Below are 15329 nucleotides of genomic sequence, written 5' to 3'. Positions count from 1 at the left end.
CGACCCCGCACGCCGGGTCTCCGCCCGGGCCCGGGCCCGGGCCGGGGCCGGGATCGCGGGAGGTGCGCGTGTCGGTTTCCCGGCCGCGTACGGTCTGCGCATGACGAGGACCACGCCGGCCAGGCCGGTGTCCGTGGAGGCCGTGTCTCCGGAGCTGGCCGCGCACCGGGGGCGGACGACGCGGCTGCACCCGAGGCCGGGGCGGCCCGGCATGCGCGACAGTCATGTCGGCGGGCCGATGCTGTGGCCGGTGGGCGAGCCGTGGCCGGTCTGCGAGGAGCCCCACCGGCCGGAGGCCGAGGGGTACGCACCGGATGACATCCGCAGCGGCCGCGCCGCAGGCGCATGGCCGGCGAGCCGGCCGTGGCCCGGCGGCGGAACGCCGGGGGAGGGCGGACCGGTGCCGTTCACGGGGCTCGCCCAGTTCTTCCGCCGGGACGTCCCCGGCCTGGCGGCCGGGCCCGGCGGTGCGGACCTGGTGCAGCTCTTCCGCTGCCCGCTCAGGCACGGTTCGGACCTCGAGCGCCGCTACGTCCTGCGGTGGCGACGGGCCGCGGAGACCGAGGCCGCGGAAGGCTTCCTGGCGGCCCCTCCCCAACTGCCCCTGCTCCGGTGGGAGGACGAGCTTCCCGAGCCGTGCGTCCTGCATCCCGAGCAGGTGGTCACCTACCCGTGGGCGGAGGAAGACGCGCTGCCCGCCGCGCTGATCGCTCGTATCGACGCCTGGGAGGATGCCCAGTCGGCACAGCACGGGCGCATGGCGCCGAGCTACCAGTGCGACCTGTCGATCCCGCCCGGCTGGCGGGTCGGCGGCTTTCCCAGCTGGGCGTCGACGGGCCCGCTGACCGTCGACTGCGCGTCCTGCGCGACCCCGATGAGGCTGCTGCTGACGGCCGCCGGCGAAGAGATGGACGCCGATTCGCACAGCTGGGTTCCACTGGAGGACCGCGACCCGTCCCTGCGGGGGAAGGACGCCATCCGGTTCGACCGGACCCTTGCGACCCCCACCCGGCTCCGCTTCGGCCGGGACCGGGACCTGCACGTCTTCACCTGCCCTGCCGACCCAGGCCACCCACCTCAGTGGCTGCTCGCCTAGGTCCGCCCACGGGGGCCTGCTGCACGAGGGCTCAGGCATCCCGGCCTCCGGCGCGCGGATTGACCGGTGTGAGGACTCCGAGCCGGTCCTCGATCGCCTGGGCCGCGTCCAGGCACAGGTCTTCCCGGAACGCGCGCCCGACGATCTGCACGCCGCAGGGGAGCCCCTCGACCAGCCCGGTCGGCACGGCCACACCGGGTACGCCCACGAAGCTGGTCACGGTGCACAGCCGCATTCCCGACCCCACCCGGTCCCTGCCCGACCTGTCACGCGACTCCAGCCCCGGCTCGACCGGCGGCTCGGTGAAGACCGGGCCGAGCAACAGCGGGTGTTCGTCGAGGAATTCGGCCCATGAGCGGCGGATGTTCATCCAGGTGCCCATCAGCTTCATGAACGCGTCCGCGCCGGCGGGCGGGGTCTGCTCCATCATCATCTCGACATAGCGGTCCCCACCCTTGCCGAGCAGCGTGCGCACCACCGGCCAGGTCGGCGCGAACTCGGTCACGGTGATCCGGCCGTACGCCTCGAGAGCCTCGTCCAGCCGCGGTACGTCCGCCACCTCGCACACGTCGTACCCGGCGTCGCGGAGCGCGTCGGCCGCGGTCGCGACGGCTGCGCGGATCGTGGGGTGGACGCCGTGCCCGCCGGGATCCGCCACGACCGCGACCTTCACGCGTCCGGGGAGCGGTTCGCCGTATGCGGGCACCGGTACGGCGCGTGGGTCCCGTGGATCGGTCCCGGCCAGTACTTCGTACGCGAGCCGAAGATCGCCCACGCTCCGGGCCAGCGGGCCGTCGGTGACCAGCATCTGGGACGCCGGGCCGGGGTCGTCCGGGCCGAGAACGCGGTGGTCGGCCGGGAACCGGCCCGTGGACGGTTTCAGCCCGGCCACACCGCAGAACTGGGCCGGGATGCGCACCGAACCGCCGGAGTCGTTGCCGAGTCCGAGCGCCGCCATGCCCGTGGCCACGGCCACCGCGTCACCCCCGCTGGAGCCGCCCGGGGTCCGGCCGCGGTCCCACGGGTTGACCGTGTCGCCGAACAGCTCGCTCCGTGTGTGCATCCCCGCCAGGATCAGGGTGGGGATGTTGCTGTGCCCGATCGGGATGGCCCCTGCCGCGCGGAGCCGCGCCACCGGGGGTGCGTCGGCCGGTGCCACGAGATCGCGGAAACGTTCCGTGCCGAACGTGGTCGGCACGCCCTCGATCGCGGTGCTCTCCTTCACCGTGAAGGGCACGCCCGCGAGGGGACCCAGCGTTTCACCGGCGGCCCGCCGACGGTCCATCTGCGCCGCGGCCTCCCGCGCACGCTCCGCCAGGAGCTGCGTGACCGCGTTCACCCGCGGATTGACCTCGGCGATCCGATCCAGGTGGCTGTCGACCAGTTCGACAGCCGAGATTTCTGCGCTGCGCACGGCTTCCGCCTGCGCGGCGGCCGGCATCTTCCACAGGGCGTCCTGCATGTCGTCCTGCACGGCTCTTGCCTCCCTCTCCCGTACCGATGCGCTCGCATCGGAACCGAGCCCACCGTACCCCTGGAACCGATGCGACCGCATCGAATAAAGTGCTGCGAAAGCGGAACGCCGTGTAACAGGGAGGGGACCGGGCATGCCCAGGCAGGTCGATCACGTGGGGCGACGCCGCCTCATCGCCGAGGCCGTCTGCCACCTCGCCGACGAACGCGGGCTGGAGGGGGTGACCCTCCGCGACGTCGCGGCCCGCGCGCAGGTGTCGATGGGCGCCGTTCAGCGGTGCTTCCGCACCAAGGAAGAGATGCTGGTGTTCGCTCTCGGGTACATCAGCGAGCGGATCATGGAGCGCGTACGGGCCCGCCTCGTCCGGAGCCCGGCCCAGTCGGCCGGCACCGCCCTGGGGCACGCGGCCACCGAGATCTCGCTGCTCAGGGAAGAGCACCGCGCCGAGGCCAGGGTCTGGCTCGCGTTCGTTGCGCAGGCAGCTGTCAGCCCGGTGCTCGCGAGGACGCTGCAGGCGAACTACGCCACCCTGCAGGAGGCGTTCACCCGCCTCGTCTCGGAAGCGAGCGAGGGCGCCGGCAGCGCCGTGCCTCTCGATCCGCAACGCGAGGCCCGCAGCCTGCTGGCCCTCGCGGACGGCCTCACCACGCACGTCCTCATCGGCCACCTCACCTCGCAGGAGGCCCACGACGTCCTCGACGCGCACCTGGCCGGTCTCTGGAAGTAGCGGGTCCGTCTCCTCGCGTCACCTCGAACCTCCCGGAAGGTATTCTTGGAGGTATTCATCGATGCATACTCGAGGCCTGATCTTGCAGCTGCACATCGACATCCGCTGGCTCCTGGACCGGCAGGAGGAACTCCTCGGCAACGAGCTGGGGGTGCTGGATTACTCGGGCCTGGTGGCCGCGGTCGCGCGCCATCGCGTGAACACCCCGGCGTGGGCGACCGACGAGCCCGACGCGTACTGGCGGTCGGCGGCGCTGCTCGAGCAGATCGTGCTCCTGCGGCCACTGCCGGCCAGGAACGAGTACTTCGGCTACGGCGTGGCGGTGGCCTACATCCGAGCCTCCGGCCACGACGTGGACACCGCCTTCCAGCCCTGGCGCGACCTGATCAACGACATCCGCGCACTGCGCCTGACCGTCTACGACGTGGCCGACCGACTGCGCTCCATGCGTCCGGGGTCCTGATCAAGGCCGTAGACCGGTGATGGGGAAGAGCTGGTCGGTGCCGGTCAGCTCCAGCAGGTGGATGACCTGCGAGGTCGGGGCGTGCAGGCGGATGCGTCGGCCGTGCTCGTGGGCGGTGAGGCGGGCCTGGAGGAGGGTGTTGAGGCCGGAGGAGTCGCAGAACGTGACCTCGCCCAGGTCGACGACGATCTCGTTCGGACAGTCGGGCCGGGTGATCACCGTGTCCAGAGCGTCCCGCAGCAGGGGCGCACGGTCGAGGTCGATCTCGCCGCTCACTCGTACGACGACGCTCTGTTCCCCGCGTTCCACCCGCACGAGCGGTACGCGGGCTTCTCCCCGGTCATCTGCCATGCGGCTCAGCGTAAGGGGCCAGAGGGTGCGGTGACAGAACCGGTCGAACGAAGCGGGTCGTGGCCGCGTCAGCGGGAGCCGGTGAGAGAGGCCGCGACCGACTTGGCGCGGATCGCCGCCGTCGCCGCGGCCGCTTCGACGGGGCGCCGGACGGCAGTCACCGGGCGTCGCCGGTGGTCGAGCGCGTGCCGGGAACGGTAGGCGAGCGAGGGCTTGCCGTGGGTGTCCGCGGCGGCGATGAGGAGCCCTCCCAGTGCGGACAGGTCCGTCAGGAAGTGAGCGCGCTGCCGCGCGCGCTCCTCCGTGTCCTCCACCGTCCAGAAGGCGTGTGCGGCGAGGGAGGTCGGCACCAGGGTGGCCGCGAGCGTGAGCGCGGCCAGGCGCGGGGCGCGCCCCGTCGCGAACAGCAGCCCCGCCGCGGCCTGGATCGCGCCGGTGGCACGTACCAGCCGCAGCGGATCCCCGGCGAGGGCGGGAACGCGCTTGCCGACCGCCCGGACGACGGGTTGGACGACGGGTCGGGCGACTTCCGCGACGGCCTCGGGGCGGCGCAGGGTGCGCAGTCCGCCGGTGACGAAGGGGGCGGCGAGCAGGGGACGGGCGAGCTTTCGTACGACAGCCATGTCCCGCTGTTGCCCACATCCGGCCCGTCCATCCGGCCCGTCCATCCGCAGCGGCGTGCCGTGAGCCGAAGGGATCTCAGAACTCACCCTCGAGACCCGTGACCGCCGGAGGTCCCAGGGGCGCGTCCTTCTCCGAGAACCCCAGCTCCTCGAGGGCGCCGGCCAGCAGCCGTACGGCTTCGTCCTCGGCCGTGGCCCGGTCCGGGGCCTCGACTTCGAGCCGGACGGAAAAGGTTCCGCCCTCGTGGACCGTGAGCAGTTCCACGTCCTCGGCCTCGCTCAAGTCGGTGTGGTGCGAAGCCAGCCTCCTCGCCAGCTTGGAGCGAGCCGCATCGTCGACGTCCCTCAGGAACGTGCCGGGCACGGTGATGACGTAGGTGGTCACTGCTGCCTCCTGTCGGTTGGCAAAGGGCTGCGTTGTGGATGCCCCAGTCTCGCGCTTCAAACCTCCTCGAGCCCGGCACATCCGCCTGCCGGGTGTCGCTGCGCAGCCCCCGCCCCGGGGCCGCGCCGGCAAGCGGTAGCACCCGCCCGGACCGAATCGAACTGAATAGAGCGGCCAGTACCGGCCAGGAGCGGTGGGTGAGGATGCGGACGAATTGGATGGAGGAATGACGATGAACTGGCGCCACGAGGCCGCCTGCAGGTGGGAAGATCCCGATCTCTTCTTCCCGGTGGGCTCCAGCGGCCCCGCCCTTGTCCAGATCGAGGAGGCCAAAGCGGTGTGCCACCGTTGCCCGGTCCGGGAGAACTGCCTTCAGTGGGCCCTCGAAGGCGGCCAGGACTTCGGCGTGTGCGGCGGCATGAGCGAGGAGGAACGCCGGGCGGCCAAGCGGCGCGCGGCTCGGGCCGCCCGCGCGCGATCGGCAGGCTGACCCGTGCCCGGCGGCCGCCCGGAGCGAGCGCGGCTTCAGAAGCCGTGGACGATCCGCTTGTCCCGGATCAGCGCCTCCAACTCCGTGTCCGAGAGGGGGTGCAGGGTGTCCATCGGCGTGAGCCCCGAGCGCACGACCAGGCCCACGTGCCCGAGATCGGAGCCTTCCCGGACGGGGCGGTAGTCAACGCTGAAGCCGGCGGGTTCGATCCGGGCGTGGGACACCCGCATGCCCGGCGGCGCGTCGCCCAGGAACAGCAGCTGCGGGCGTTCCCGGTAGCGGGCGACCTGTGCCTCGTGCCGGCGTTCCGCTGCCTGCGCCGGGCCGGCGACCCCCCCCGTAGGCCACCGCGGTCGCCAGCGCCGCCAACGCCCCCACCCGTACCCACCGGTTCGGCACGAAGGACGCCGCGGCCACCGCGTACGGCACCCCCGTCAGGGCGAGTCGGGTACTGGCGCTCCCCAGGGGAACGTCCCCGCTGTAGGCGGCCAGGCCCGCCAGGACGCCGAGCGTTCCCAGGGTGAAGACCAGGACCGCCCAGCCGAAGCGCTGACGCACGGAGCCGCACCTGGGGACCACAGTCCGTACGGGTATGCCCGCCGTGGCCAGCCGCGTTAGCGTGATCGCATGGAACAGCGCATCACCCTCGTCACTCTGGGAGTGTCCGATCTCGTACGTGCCAAGGACTTTTACGAGGCCTTGGGCTGGCGGGGACAGGAGGTCGAGGAGACGGTCTTCTTCCAGGCCGGCGGACTCGCGCTGGTGCTGTGGGACCGCGACAAGCTGGCTCGCGACTGCGGTGTGGAGCCCGGACCTGCCGTCGGGGTCGGCGGGGTCGGCGGCTTCGGCGGGATCGCCCTGGCCCACAACGTCCGCTCCGAGGCCGAGGTGGACGAGCTGCTGGCCGCGGTACGACGGGCAGGCGGCCGCGTCACCAAGCCCGCGGCCGTCAATGCGATCGGGTTCTATTCCAGTGCTTTCGTCGACCCGGACGGCCACGCCTGGGAAGTCGCCTACAACCCGGGATTCCCCCTTGCCGCAGACGGCTCGGTCACCCTGCCGGACTTCGGCGGCCCGAAGAACTGATCGGGCTGCCGGCCACGCCGAGGGGCTGGCCGGGCAGGTACCGACGGAGGGGAGAACGTCAGGCCCTGGCACTCCGGGCGATGCGGTACAGCACGTTCGGACGCAGTGGCCCTTCGGGCGCGGTGGGGTCGTCGAAGTCGTCGGCCGGATCCCGCGTCATTCCGATGCGGCGCATCACCGCCTGTGAGCGGATGTTGGCGGCCGTTGTCACGGCAAGGATCTCGGGAAGCCCGAGCGTGCCGAACCCGTGGGCGAGGACCGCCAGCGCAGCCTCGGAAGCGTACCCCTTCCCCCAGGCCGAGCGGGCGAGCCGCCAGCCGATCTCCACTCCGGTGAACGGCATGCCGTCATCCACCCGATCCAAGCCCGCGAAGCCGATGAACTCACCCGTGGCCTGGACCTCGACCGCCAACCACCCGTAGCCTCGCTGGTCGAACTCGGCCCGGAACCGCGCCACGGAGGCATCGCTCTGTTCGCGGGTCAGCAGGTCGCCCAAGTGCTCCCGAACCTCGGGGTCGGCGTTCATAGCCGCCCACGGTTCGAGGTCGGAGTCACGCCATCGGCGGACGGTGAGGCGATCGGTACGCAGTTCAGTCATGCCGCCCAGCCAACGCGAGGTCCGCCCTCCGGGCAATCCCATTTCCTGGTGACACCACGACACGGAAAGCAGATCAAGACCAAGTGAACAACTACGACAGTTTCGCCGAGGCCTACACGGCGGAGAACGACAACAGCCTCGTGAACGCGTACTACGAGCGGCCCGCGATGTTGGCGCTCGCCGGTGACGTTGCCGGCCATCGGATCCTGGACGCCGGTTGCGGCTCGGGCCCGCTGTCCGCCGCACTACGCGACCGCGGTGCGATCGTCACCGGCATCGACGCCAGCGCCGGCATGCTGGGGTTGGCAAGACAGCGGCTGGGTGACGACGTGGCGCTGCACGTGGCCGACCTGAGCGACCCCCTGCCGTTCGCCGACGGCGCCTTCGACGACGTGGTCGCGTCGTTGGTGCTGCACTACCTGCAGGACTGGGGGCCGACGCTGGCCGAGTTACGCCGAGTGCTCAGGCCCGGCGGCCGGTTGATCGCCTCGGTGGACCACCCCTTCGTGGCCTACACGTTCCAGGATCCGCGGCCCGATTACTTCGCGACCACCAGCTATGCCTTCGACTGGACGTTCAACGGGCAGTCCTTCCCGATGAGGTTCTGGCGCAAGCCGCTGCACGCGATGACCGATGCCTTCACCACCGCCGGCTTCCGCCTTGCCGTCATCGGCGAGCCGCAGCCCGACCCGGCCGCCCGCGAGCTGTTCCCCGACCAGTTCCGTGACCTTTCGAGCAAGACCACCTTCCTGTTCTTCGTCGTCGAGGTGCCGCTGGACGAGCCCTAGACACGGCCACCGCCCCGCGGACGCACGGCGACCTCCCGTGGGGAGCCGGGAGGGCGACGGGCCCGGGATGGTCCGGAGCCACACCATATGCGCGGGGCCGGACAAGCCGATAGGCATATGACACGGGAGATTCCGGATCCAGTCGGCGGCGGCGCCGTCAGCACGGCTCGTCTGCGGTGGCCGCCGCCAAGAGACGTCTCAGGGCGGGCGCCGGCGGGCCTGCGGGGACCGCGAGCCAGGTGGTCAGGGGCGGGGCGGTGAGCCGACGGATCGCGATGCCGGGAAGCGTGGGCAGGCCCGTGACCTCGTAGAAGACGGTCCAGGAGGGAATGGCGGACGAGGCGATCGCGGTGAGCGTCTCGCGCAGCCCGGTGAACGGCGGGCCGAGCGGCGGCCGGGCACCGGCGTCCCGCAGGGCGCCGGTGACCAGGTCGTGGAACGGGGCGTTCGCCGCGCGGTCGGCGAGCCGGAGCGGGAGTCCGGCCGGGTCGCCCAGCGACAGCGCGGGCCGGGCGGCCAGTGGGTGGGCGGCCGGGACGGCGACGTACAGCGGGTCCTGCCACACCGGCAGCAGGTCGGTGCCCGGCGGGGCGGTGAGCGTGCCGCGTACGAAGGCGGCGTCGAGTTCGCCGTCGCGGACCGCCCGCAGGCGTTCGGCGACCGGCAGGTGGCGCAGGACGACACGGAAGGCGCCGGCGGGCTGCGCGAGCCGCTGCAGCAGCCGGTTCATCCGCTCACCCGGGCCGTGGACGGCCCCCAGCCGCAGCAGTCCGGCCGTGCCTGCGGCGAGTTCCGCCGCCAGCGCCCTCGTACGGTCCGCTGCGTCGAGCACGGCCCGGGCCTGCGGCAGCAGGGCTTCGCCCGGGCCGGTCAGGACGGCCCGCCGGGCGGTCCGGTCGAACAGCGTCACGCCCAGCTGCCGCTCCAGCCGGCGCACCTGGGTGCTGACCGCGGACTGGACGATGCCGAGCCGTTCCGCGGCCCGGCCGAAGCCGCCCTCGTCGGCCACCGTGACGAAGTACCTCAGTTGCCGCAGCTCCATGCCCTGCCCCCGTGTGCCGTGCGTCGGTCATCTCGATACGAGATCTCAGGGATCGTCAACCGGGGCTGGTTCGCCTGCTCTTCCCCGGGTCGAATGGGATCACCGACACCGACACCGACACCGACACACCGACACACGGACACGCTGGTCCGGAAGTCCGGAAGGGAACGCTCCGTGAATGCATTCGTCGTGCAGCCCGAGCAGGCCGAACACGTCGCGCTGACCGGAGGGAGCGGGTTCAGGCTGCTCGCCGACGGCACGGAAACCCGCGGCGCACTGGGCGCCAACCGGCTGACGCTGGCCGCCGGCGCCGACGGCGCCGGCCCCCACCACCACGCCCGGTCCACCGAGGCGTTCTACGTCGTGGAAGGTGCCGCCCGGTTCCGCCTGGCCGGGCCGGACGGCGTACGGACCGAGACGGTGCGGGCCGGCGGCCTGGTGGTCGTACCCCCGGGAACCGTCCACGCCTTCGCCGCCGCCCCGCAGCAGGGCGCCGACCTGCTGGTGGTGCTCACCCCCGGCATCGACCGCTTCGGGTACTTCCGAGCCCTCGGCCGGGTGCGCCGGGGCGAGGAGCCCTTCGACGCGCTGCTGCCGGAACAGGCCCGGTACGACGTCCACTTCGCCACCCGCCCCTACGGGCTCGGCCCGGGGCGGCGGTAGTGGACTTTCGGCAGTGCCGCGGGGGCCGTGGAGTTCCGTAGGGTCGCGTGCGTGAGAACAGTGATCATCAAGGCCCGGGTGCCGGCACCGGTGCTGTCCGCAGGTCTGTTCATCGGGGCGGTGGTGGCCGTCGGCACGGGCGTCGTCACCCTGTGGTGGGGGATACCCGCGGCGGTCTGCGCCTTCCTCGCCGGCTGGCAGCCGGGACGGAACCGGAGCACGGCGGCGGCCCTGGCGGGAGTGCTCGCGGCCGCCGTCGTGGCGGTGCTCCTGGTGCCGGCGTGGCTGGGCTGGGCGAGCCAGTTCGTCGGGTTGCTCCTCGTGGCGGCGATGCTGCCGTGGTTCGCGGGCCGGTTCCTGCGCCAGTACCGCGAACTGGTGAGGGCCGGGTGGGAGCGGGCCGCGCGGCTGGAACGGGAACAGCATCTGGTCGCCGAGCAGGCGCGGTTGCGCGAGCGGACCCGGATCGCACAGGACATGCACGACCTGCTCGGCCACGACCTCAGCCTCATCGCCCTGTCCGCGGGGGCACTGAAGCTGGCCCCCGGCCTGTCCGAGGACCACCGGGCCACCGCCCGGGACATCCGCGCCCGGGCGGGAGCCGCCGTCGACAGGCTCGGTGAGGTGATCGGCGTCCTGCGCGAGCCCTCGGACACGGCTCCGGAGCCCGAGCCCGACGCCGGGCTCACCGCACTCGAAGGCCTCGTGGACCGGGCGGCCGCGGCCGGGCTTGACGTACGGCTGCACGTGGAGGGCCAACCGGCCTCCGGCGAAGCACTGCCGGCCATCGAACGGGCCGTGCGGCGCGTCGTCCAGGAGGCGCTGACGAACGTGGCCAAGCACGCGCCCGGGCACCGGGCGACCGTCGTCGTCCGGCACCTGGACGCACGGACCGAGGTCAGTGTGACCAACGAGCCCGTGCCCGCCGCGTCCGCGGCGCACCACGACCACGCCATCCGCCCCACCCCGAGGCCCCGAACCTCCGCACCCGGCGAGAACCACCGCTTCGGGCTCATCGGCCTGGACGAACGCGTCCGACTGGCCGGCGGCACCTTCACATCGGGCCCCGAGGGTGCCGAGGGTCCCGAGGGCCCGGAGGGCAGCGCCTTCGCCGTCCGGGCCGTGCTCCCGCACCGCCCCGGGGCCGTGCCCCCGCCGCGCCGAGCCGAGCCCGGCGGGCCGGCCGGCGCACTGCCTCCCGAGCACCGCAGTGCCCGGCGCCGACTGGGCCGTACCGCTGCCGCGGCCGTCCTGGTGCCGCTGTCCACCACCGCGCTGCTCATCGGCGGGGTGCGGGCGTGGGACACCGTGACGGCGCGCCAGTCGGTGCTCGCACCCCGGGACTACGCCCTCCTGTACGTCGGCCAGCCGCGCGCGGACGTGGCACCCCACCTGCCCGAGCGCCAGACGACCCGCCGCCCGGCGGCGCCCGCGCCCGCACCACACGACGCGGTCTGCGAGTTCTACGTACAGACCGGCGACCCGTTCGACGACCGCTCGGGGGACATCTACCGTCTCTGCTTCCGGGCCGGCCGCCTGGTCTCCACCGACGACTACACCGGAAAGGCCGTCCGATGATCCGGATCCTGATCGCCGACGACGAGCCCATGATCCGCGCGGGTGTCCGCGCGGTCCTTGCCACCGACCCCGGCCTCACCGTCGTCGCCGAGGCGGCCGACGGCCACCAAGCGGTGGAACTCGCCCAGCGCCACCGCCCGCAGGTGGCCGTCCTCGACATCCGGATGCCCGGGACCGGCGGGATCGAGGCCGCCGCCGAGATCCGAAGGACCGTCCCCGACACGGGCGTTGTGATGCTGACGACCTTCGGCGAGGACGAGTACATCCTGCGCGCTCTGAGCGAAGGCGCCACCGGCTTCCTGATCAAGTCCGGCGAGCCGGAGGAACTGATCGCCGGTATCCGGGCGGTGGCCGACGGCGCCGCCTACCTGTCACCGAAGGTCGCGGCCCGCGTCGTCGCGCATCTCGCCGCCGGCGGTGCGGGCGTCCGAGCCGGCCGCCGCTCCGCCGCCCGCGCCCGCGTCGAGGCCCTGACGGCCCGGGAGCGGGACGTACTCGGTTTCCTCGGCAGCGGTCTCTCCAACGGGCAGATCGCGCGCCGCCTGCGCCTGGCGGAGGGAACGGTGAAGGCCCACGTCAGCTCGATCCTCGCGCGCCTCGGCGTCGACAACCGGGCCGCGGCGGCCGTGGTCGCCCACGAGGCCGGCGTGGTCCCGGTGCCGCCCGACCGCCTGCCGTAGGAGGAGAGCGGACACCGCCCGTACGGCGATCGGGAGGACGAGGAGCCGTACGGTCGCCACGGCCGCCGCGCCGAGCACCGCGCCCGCCAGGACGTCGTGCGGATAGTGCACCCCGACCAGCACCCGCAACAGAGCGGCCGCCCCGGCCACCGGCAGTGCCAGGACGGCGAGCCGAGGACGTACCAAGGTCACGCCGACCGCCAGCGCGACGGCAAGAGTGGCGTGGTTGCTGGGGAAGGACCAGTCGCCCGGCTCGGGACACGGGGCGAGGGCCGAGACGCCCGACAGGGCCCTGCACGGGCGTTCCTCATCGACGAGGAGTTTGACCGCCTCACTGAGCCCGTAGGCGACGACGGTCCCGGCGGCGGCGACCGAAACCCCGGCCAGGCCCGTCGCGTCACGCCGTCGCCAGGCGGTCCACGCGACCCAGGCCAGGAGCAGGCCCAGGAGCATCAGCGTGCCCTCGCTCGCCGCTTCCAGGGCGGTGTCGGACCACGACGGCCCGTTTGCCGTGCTCGCGGTCAGTGCCTCGTAGGCCCGCACCGAGAAGCCCGCGGTGACGTGCACCGGTTCGTTCGTGCCGAGGGCGTCGCCGGGTGCCAGCCGGACCACGGCCGCAGCCCCCAGCCCGGCCGACGCGACCGCCATCGGTATGCGCCGACCCCATCGGTACCGGTGTCCGTGTCCGTTGTCGTATCGCTTGATCGAATCCATGCCGCCGACGGTAGGAACACCGCAGGTCGGGCGCCCCGGCCGAACGGCAGCCCCGTACCCCGACGATCGTCAGGGTTGACCGGTACGGGGCCGGGTGTGCGGGCCGCGCCGTCCGTGCGAGTCGGCTCCCGCCAGACGCGGCGGCCCGCCTAGCGGACGCGTCCGGAGAGCCAGGGCGTGAGCGAGGCGCCCAGGATGCGCTCCTTGTAGGTCTCGTCGCCGGGAAGGGGGACGTGGAGCCGGTAGCCCGGCGGGAAGAACCGGCCTTGCACGAAGGCGAGTCCGCCGTAGACGGACGTCAGGAACGGTGGGACGGAGTCCCGGGGGACGTCGTGGAACTCCACCCCGTCCACGGTGATCGTCGCGTCGTCGTCGGGGAAGATCCGGATGCTGACCGTGGGGCTGCCGCCCAGTTCCACGAATGCTTCGTGCGGCAGTGAGCCGTCGGGATCGACGACGGCGAACAACGGTGCGGAAGTCCTGCGTGACGTCTGGTCGGCGCCGATGTCGTCGGTGACGGCCATGGTCAGCCGGTACTCGGCCGCGACGGCACGTATCGCGGCGACGGCCGACTCGGTGGTCGGCAGGTGGGGGTGCGTCATGATCCAGATGATGCCGTACGGGCCCACCGGTCGCGTCCGCGGACCGACGAGGTCAGGGCTGTCACCCCTTCGGGTAAGGCGGGCTCGGGCGGAGCGGAAAGCCGTCCGCACGCGCAGCAGGCCGTACCGCGCCGGCCGTCCGGGCCTCCGTTCCCGCCGGGGGGTCCGGGTGGGCGATCATGTGTGGTGTGGTGGGTTCGGCTCGGGCACGGAAGGTACGGCAATGGAGGCTGTGCGGGGGGCGGAGTTCGTGACGGTCGCGGGTCTGGTCGCGGCGGTGGCGCAGGGGCAGAGCGGCGCGCTGTGGCGGCTGGAGGGCGTCGACCGGCAGTTGGACGCGAACCTGGTGCGCCACCTGCCCGGGACCGGCGGGGCGCCGCACACCGAGGAGGAGGTCGACGTGATGCTGGTCGTCCTCGGGGGAACCGGCACGCTCACCCTCGACGGTACCCAGTCCCAGCTGGCCCCCGGATTCCTCGGCATGCTGCCGCGCGGCACCTCCCGGGCGCTGCTGGCCGGCTCCGAAGGACTGCTCGTCCTGACCGTGCACCGCCGTCGCCGCGGAATGCGCATCGGCCGGACCACCCCCGCCGCCGCGCCCCGACCGTGCGCGGTGCACCTGGTGTGCGGCCGGTGCCACCGGCACGCGATCGAGGCGGACGCCCGCTACTGCAGCGCCTGCGGCGCCGCTTTGACGGGCCACCCCGCGGCCTGACCTCTCTCCCCGTGCCTGGCCAGGTGCTCCGACGCCGCCGATGACGACCCGGATCCGCATCAACATCCCCGGCGGCGAACGCCCTTGACCCTCACGTGGCGTCAGGCCGCATAGTCGGTGCCGTGGAAGAACACTGGACCGTGGGACGGGTGGCCGAGCTGGCCGGAGTGAGCGTCCGCACGCTGCACCACTACGACGAGATCAGGCTCGTCCGGCCGTCGGCGCGGACCACGGCCGGGTACCGGGCCTATTCGGCGGGCGACGTCGAGCGGCTTCGGGAGGTGCTGGCCTACCGGCGGTTGGGCTTCGGGCTGCGGGAGGTCGCGGAACTGGTCGACGACCCGACCACCGACGCGGTCGCGCACCTGCGCCGACTGCGCGACCTGCTGCTGGAGCGGCGTGATCGCGCCGACGCCATGGTGGCGGCCATCGACAGGGAACTCGACGCACGGGCGAAGGGACTGAAGGTGACACCGGAGGAGCAACTGGAGATGCTCGGTGCACGGCTGTACGACGCGATCGGCGGCGCCTACACCGCGACGCGCCGTACCGAGCCACGGATCGCCGCGCAGATCTGGGACGCGCTCGGGGACGCGCAGACGGTGCTGAACGTCGGGGCCGGCACCGGCTCCTACGAGCCTACGGACCGCCACGTGACCGCGGTGGAGCCGTCGGCGGTCATGCGGGGGCAGCGGCCGGCCGGCTCGGCGCCGTGTCTGGCCGCCGCCGCGGAGAGCCTGCCGTTCGAGGACCGCTCCTTCGACGTCGCGATGGCCGTCTCCACCGTTCACCACTGGGGGGACCCGATGGCGGGGCTGTGCGAGATGCGGCGCGTGGCCCGCCGGGTGGTGGTGCTCACGTTCGACACCGACGAGCCCCGATGGCAGGACCGGTTCTGGCTCACCCGTGACTACCTGCCCGAGTTCGCCACCGTCCTCGCAGGGTTTCCCTCGCTGGCGGGGATGGCCGACGCGATCGGCGCCCGCGCCGAGCCGGTGCCCGTCCCGTGGGACTGCGCGGACGGCCTGTTCGAGGCGTACTGGCGTCGGCCGGGGGCGTATCTGGACGAGCACGTGCGCCGCGCGATGTCGGTGTGGACACGGGTCGGGCCGGAGGCCGAGCGGCGGGCGGTCCGAAGCCTCGGCGCCGACCTCGACTCCGGCCGGTGGGCCGAGCGCAACAGGGCCCTCGCCGACCTCGACGCAGCCGATCTCGGCCTCCGCCTGCTCATCGCTTGAATCCCGTCACAGCGTC

The 15329-nt window shown here is 72.9% G+C and carries 19 protein-coding genes and 1 pseudogene; 11 read left to right on the top strand and 9 right to left on the bottom strand.

Features of this window, described 5'->3' with window-relative positions; genetic code table 11:
- Positions 1 to 100 precede the first annotated feature (100 nt).
- Entirely contained in the window at positions 101 to 1096 is a 996-nt protein-coding gene (locus tag AB0D29_RS16595) for a hypothetical protein (RefSeq protein WP_362854799.1), read from the top strand.
- Between the two features lie 31 nt (positions 1097 to 1127).
- On the opposite strand, the gene AB0D29_RS16590 is transcribed toward AB0D29_RS16595, so the two are convergent.
- Entirely contained in the window at positions 1128 to 2558 is a 1431-nt protein-coding gene (locus tag AB0D29_RS16590; RefSeq protein WP_362855124.1) for an amidase, read from the bottom strand.
- A gap of 145 nt (positions 2559 to 2703) precedes the next feature.
- On the opposite strand from AB0D29_RS16590, the gene AB0D29_RS16585 reads away from it, so the two are divergent.
- Complete coding sequence (locus AB0D29_RS16585) at positions 2704 to 3297, top strand: TetR/AcrR family transcriptional regulator (RefSeq protein WP_362854797.1); 594 nt, start codon at positions 2704 to 2706, stop codon at positions 3295 to 3297.
- An 82-nt stretch (positions 3298 to 3379) separates the two neighbouring features.
- Positions 3380 to 3760 carry a toxin Doc gene (locus tag AB0D29_RS16580; protein ID WP_362855122.1) on the top strand — a complete coding sequence of 127 codons (381 nt, stop codon included), beginning with the start codon at positions 3380 to 3382 and terminating at the stop codon, positions 3758 to 3760.
- On the opposite strand, the gene AB0D29_RS16575 is transcribed toward AB0D29_RS16580, so the two are convergent.
- From AB0D29_RS16575 to AB0D29_RS16565, 3 genes are all read right to left on the bottom strand, one after another.
- The gene (locus AB0D29_RS16575; protein ID WP_362854795.1) at positions 3761 to 4111 is read right to left on the bottom strand and encodes an STAS domain-containing protein; all 351 of its coding nucleotides are present in this window, start codon (positions 4109 to 4111) and stop codon (positions 3761 to 3763) included.
- A gap of 68 nt (positions 4112 to 4179) precedes the next feature.
- Complete coding sequence (locus AB0D29_RS16570; RefSeq protein WP_362854794.1) at positions 4180 to 4734, bottom strand: DoxX family protein; 555 nt, start codon at positions 4732 to 4734, stop codon at positions 4180 to 4182.
- Positions 4735 to 4810: 76 nt separating this feature from the next.
- Positions 4811 to 5119, bottom strand: coding sequence for a hypothetical protein (locus AB0D29_RS16565; RefSeq protein WP_362854793.1), 309 nt, complete (start codon positions 5117 to 5119; stop codon positions 4811 to 4813).
- A 232-nt stretch (positions 5120 to 5351) separates the two neighbouring features.
- Here AB0D29_RS16565 and AB0D29_RS16560 point away from each other — a divergent pair, with 232 nt between their 5' ends.
- Positions 5352 to 5609: a WhiB family transcriptional regulator gene (locus tag AB0D29_RS16560; protein ID WP_362854792.1), complete on the top strand. Its 258-nt coding sequence runs from the start codon at positions 5352 to 5354 to the stop codon at positions 5607 to 5609.
- Between the two features lie 35 nt (positions 5610 to 5644).
- On the opposite strand, the gene AB0D29_RS16555 is transcribed toward AB0D29_RS16560, so the two are convergent.
- On the bottom strand, positions 5645 to 5839 hold the full coding sequence (locus tag AB0D29_RS16555; RefSeq protein ID WP_362854791.1) for a hypothetical protein: 195 nt from the start codon (positions 5837 to 5839) through the stop codon (positions 5645 to 5647).
- Positions 5840 to 6236: 397 nt separating this feature from the next.
- Between AB0D29_RS16555 and AB0D29_RS16550 the strand changes: the two genes are divergently transcribed.
- Positions 6237 to 6695 (top strand): VOC family protein, encoded by a 459-nt coding sequence (locus AB0D29_RS16550; RefSeq protein WP_362854790.1) that lies wholly within the window; start codon positions 6237 to 6239, stop codon positions 6693 to 6695.
- 58 nt (positions 6696 to 6753) lie between these two features.
- Here AB0D29_RS16550 and AB0D29_RS16545 read toward each other — a convergent pair whose 3' ends face one another.
- Positions 6754 to 7293, bottom strand: coding sequence for a GNAT family N-acetyltransferase (locus AB0D29_RS16545; RefSeq protein WP_362854789.1), 540 nt, complete (start codon positions 7291 to 7293; stop codon positions 6754 to 6756).
- Between the two features lie 83 nt (positions 7294 to 7376).
- Between AB0D29_RS16545 and AB0D29_RS16540 the strand changes: the two genes are divergently transcribed.
- Positions 7377 to 8081, top strand: coding sequence for a class I SAM-dependent methyltransferase (locus AB0D29_RS16540; protein WP_362854788.1), 705 nt, complete (start codon positions 7377 to 7379; stop codon positions 8079 to 8081).
- A 157-nt stretch (positions 8082 to 8238) separates the two neighbouring features.
- On the opposite strand, the gene AB0D29_RS16535 is transcribed toward AB0D29_RS16540, so the two are convergent.
- Positions 8239 to 9123 carry a LysR family transcriptional regulator gene (locus AB0D29_RS16535; protein WP_362854787.1) on the bottom strand — a complete coding sequence of 295 codons (885 nt, stop codon included), beginning with the start codon at positions 9121 to 9123 and terminating at the stop codon, positions 8239 to 8241.
- A gap of 174 nt (positions 9124 to 9297) precedes the next feature.
- On the opposite strand from AB0D29_RS16535, the gene AB0D29_RS16530 reads away from it, so the two are divergent.
- The 3 genes from AB0D29_RS16530 to AB0D29_RS16520 are packed head-to-tail and all read left to right on the top strand — an operon-like array spanning position 9298 to position 12044.
- The gene (locus tag AB0D29_RS16530) at positions 9298 to 9786 is read left to right on the top strand and encodes a cupin domain-containing protein (RefSeq protein ID WP_362854786.1); all 489 of its coding nucleotides are present in this window, start codon (positions 9298 to 9300) and stop codon (positions 9784 to 9786) included.
- A gap of 51 nt (positions 9787 to 9837) precedes the next feature.
- Positions 9838 to 11364 (top strand): histidine kinase, encoded by a 1527-nt coding sequence (locus AB0D29_RS16525; protein ID WP_362854785.1) that lies wholly within the window; start codon positions 9838 to 9840, stop codon positions 11362 to 11364.
- Entirely contained in the window at positions 11361 to 12044 is a 684-nt protein-coding gene (locus AB0D29_RS16520; protein WP_362854783.1) for a response regulator transcription factor, read from the top strand. The genes AB0D29_RS16525 and AB0D29_RS16520 overlap by 4 nt, the downstream gene beginning before the upstream one ends.
- A gap of 57 nt (positions 12045 to 12101) precedes the next feature.
- On the opposite strand, the pseudogene AB0D29_RS16515 reads toward AB0D29_RS16520, so the two are convergent.
- Both AB0D29_RS16515 and AB0D29_RS16510 read right to left on the bottom strand, forming a co-directional pair.
- Positions 12102 to 12497: pseudogene (locus AB0D29_RS16515) on the bottom strand (phosphatase PAP2 family protein); the annotation flags it as partial.
- A 410-nt stretch (positions 12498 to 12907) separates the two neighbouring features.
- Positions 12908 to 13360 (bottom strand): hypothetical protein, encoded by a 453-nt coding sequence (locus tag AB0D29_RS16510; protein ID WP_362854781.1) that lies wholly within the window; start codon positions 13358 to 13360, stop codon positions 12908 to 12910.
- A gap of 223 nt (positions 13361 to 13583) precedes the next feature.
- Between AB0D29_RS16510 and AB0D29_RS16505 the strand changes: the two genes are divergently transcribed.
- Complete coding sequence (locus AB0D29_RS16505; RefSeq protein WP_362854780.1) at positions 13584 to 14075, top strand: hypothetical protein; 492 nt, start codon at positions 13584 to 13586, stop codon at positions 14073 to 14075.
- 140 nt (positions 14076 to 14215) lie between these two features.
- The gene (locus AB0D29_RS16500) at positions 14216 to 15313 is read left to right on the top strand and encodes a MerR family transcriptional regulator (RefSeq protein WP_362855121.1); all 1098 of its coding nucleotides are present in this window, start codon (positions 14216 to 14218) and stop codon (positions 15311 to 15313) included.
- The last annotated feature ends 16 nt before the right edge of the window (positions 15314 to 15329 follow it).

The organism is Streptomyces sp. NPDC048424 (assembly GCF_040651555.1).
Classification (GTDB): domain Bacteria; phylum Actinomycetota; class Actinomycetes; order Streptomycetales; family Streptomycetaceae; genus Streptomyces.
The sequence above is the reverse complement of the archived record's forward strand: the minus strand, read 5'-3'. Positions and strand labels throughout refer to the sequence as shown.

Bases quoted from the DNA above. Each gene is read 5' to 3' on its own strand.
- AB0D29_RS16595 (WP_362854799.1), top strand. From the start codon at position 101: ATGACGAGGACCACGCCGGCCAGGCCGGTGTCCGTGGAGGCCGTGTCT.
- AB0D29_RS16590 (WP_362855124.1), bottom strand. From the start codon at position 2,558: ATGCAGGACGCCCTGTGGAAGATGCCGGCCGCCGCGCAGGCGGAAGCC.
- AB0D29_RS16585 (WP_362854797.1), top strand. From the start codon at position 2,704: ATGCCCAGGCAGGTCGATCACGTGGGGCGACGCCGCCTCATCGCCGAG.
- AB0D29_RS16575 (WP_362854795.1), bottom strand. From the start codon at position 4,111: ATGGCAGATGACCGGGGAGAAGCCCGCGTACCGCTCGTGCGGGTGGAA.
- AB0D29_RS16570 (WP_362854794.1), bottom strand. From the start codon at position 4,734: ATGGCTGTCGTACGAAAGCTCGCCCGTCCCCTGCTCGCCGCCCCCTTC.
- AB0D29_RS16560 (WP_362854792.1), top strand. From the start codon at position 5,352: ATGAACTGGCGCCACGAGGCCGCCTGCAGGTGGGAAGATCCCGATCTC.
- AB0D29_RS16555 (WP_362854791.1), bottom strand. From the start codon at position 5,839: ATGCGGGTGTCCCACGCCCGGATCGAACCCGCCGGCTTCAGCGTTGAC.
- AB0D29_RS16550 (WP_362854790.1), top strand. From the start codon at position 6,237: ATGGAACAGCGCATCACCCTCGTCACTCTGGGAGTGTCCGATCTCGTA.
- AB0D29_RS16545 (WP_362854789.1), bottom strand. From the start codon at position 7,293: ATGACTGAACTGCGTACCGATCGCCTCACCGTCCGCCGATGGCGTGAC.
- AB0D29_RS16535 (WP_362854787.1), bottom strand. From the start codon at position 9,123: ATGGAGCTGCGGCAACTGAGGTACTTCGTCACGGTGGCCGACGAGGGC.
- AB0D29_RS16520 (WP_362854783.1), top strand. From the start codon at position 11,361: ATGATCCGGATCCTGATCGCCGACGACGAGCCCATGATCCGCGCGGGT.
- AB0D29_RS16510 (WP_362854781.1), bottom strand. From the start codon at position 13,360: ATGACGCACCCCCACCTGCCGACCACCGAGTCGGCCGTCGCCGCGATA.
- AB0D29_RS16505 (WP_362854780.1), top strand. From the start codon at position 13,584: ATGGAGGCTGTGCGGGGGGCGGAGTTCGTGACGGTCGCGGGTCTGGTC.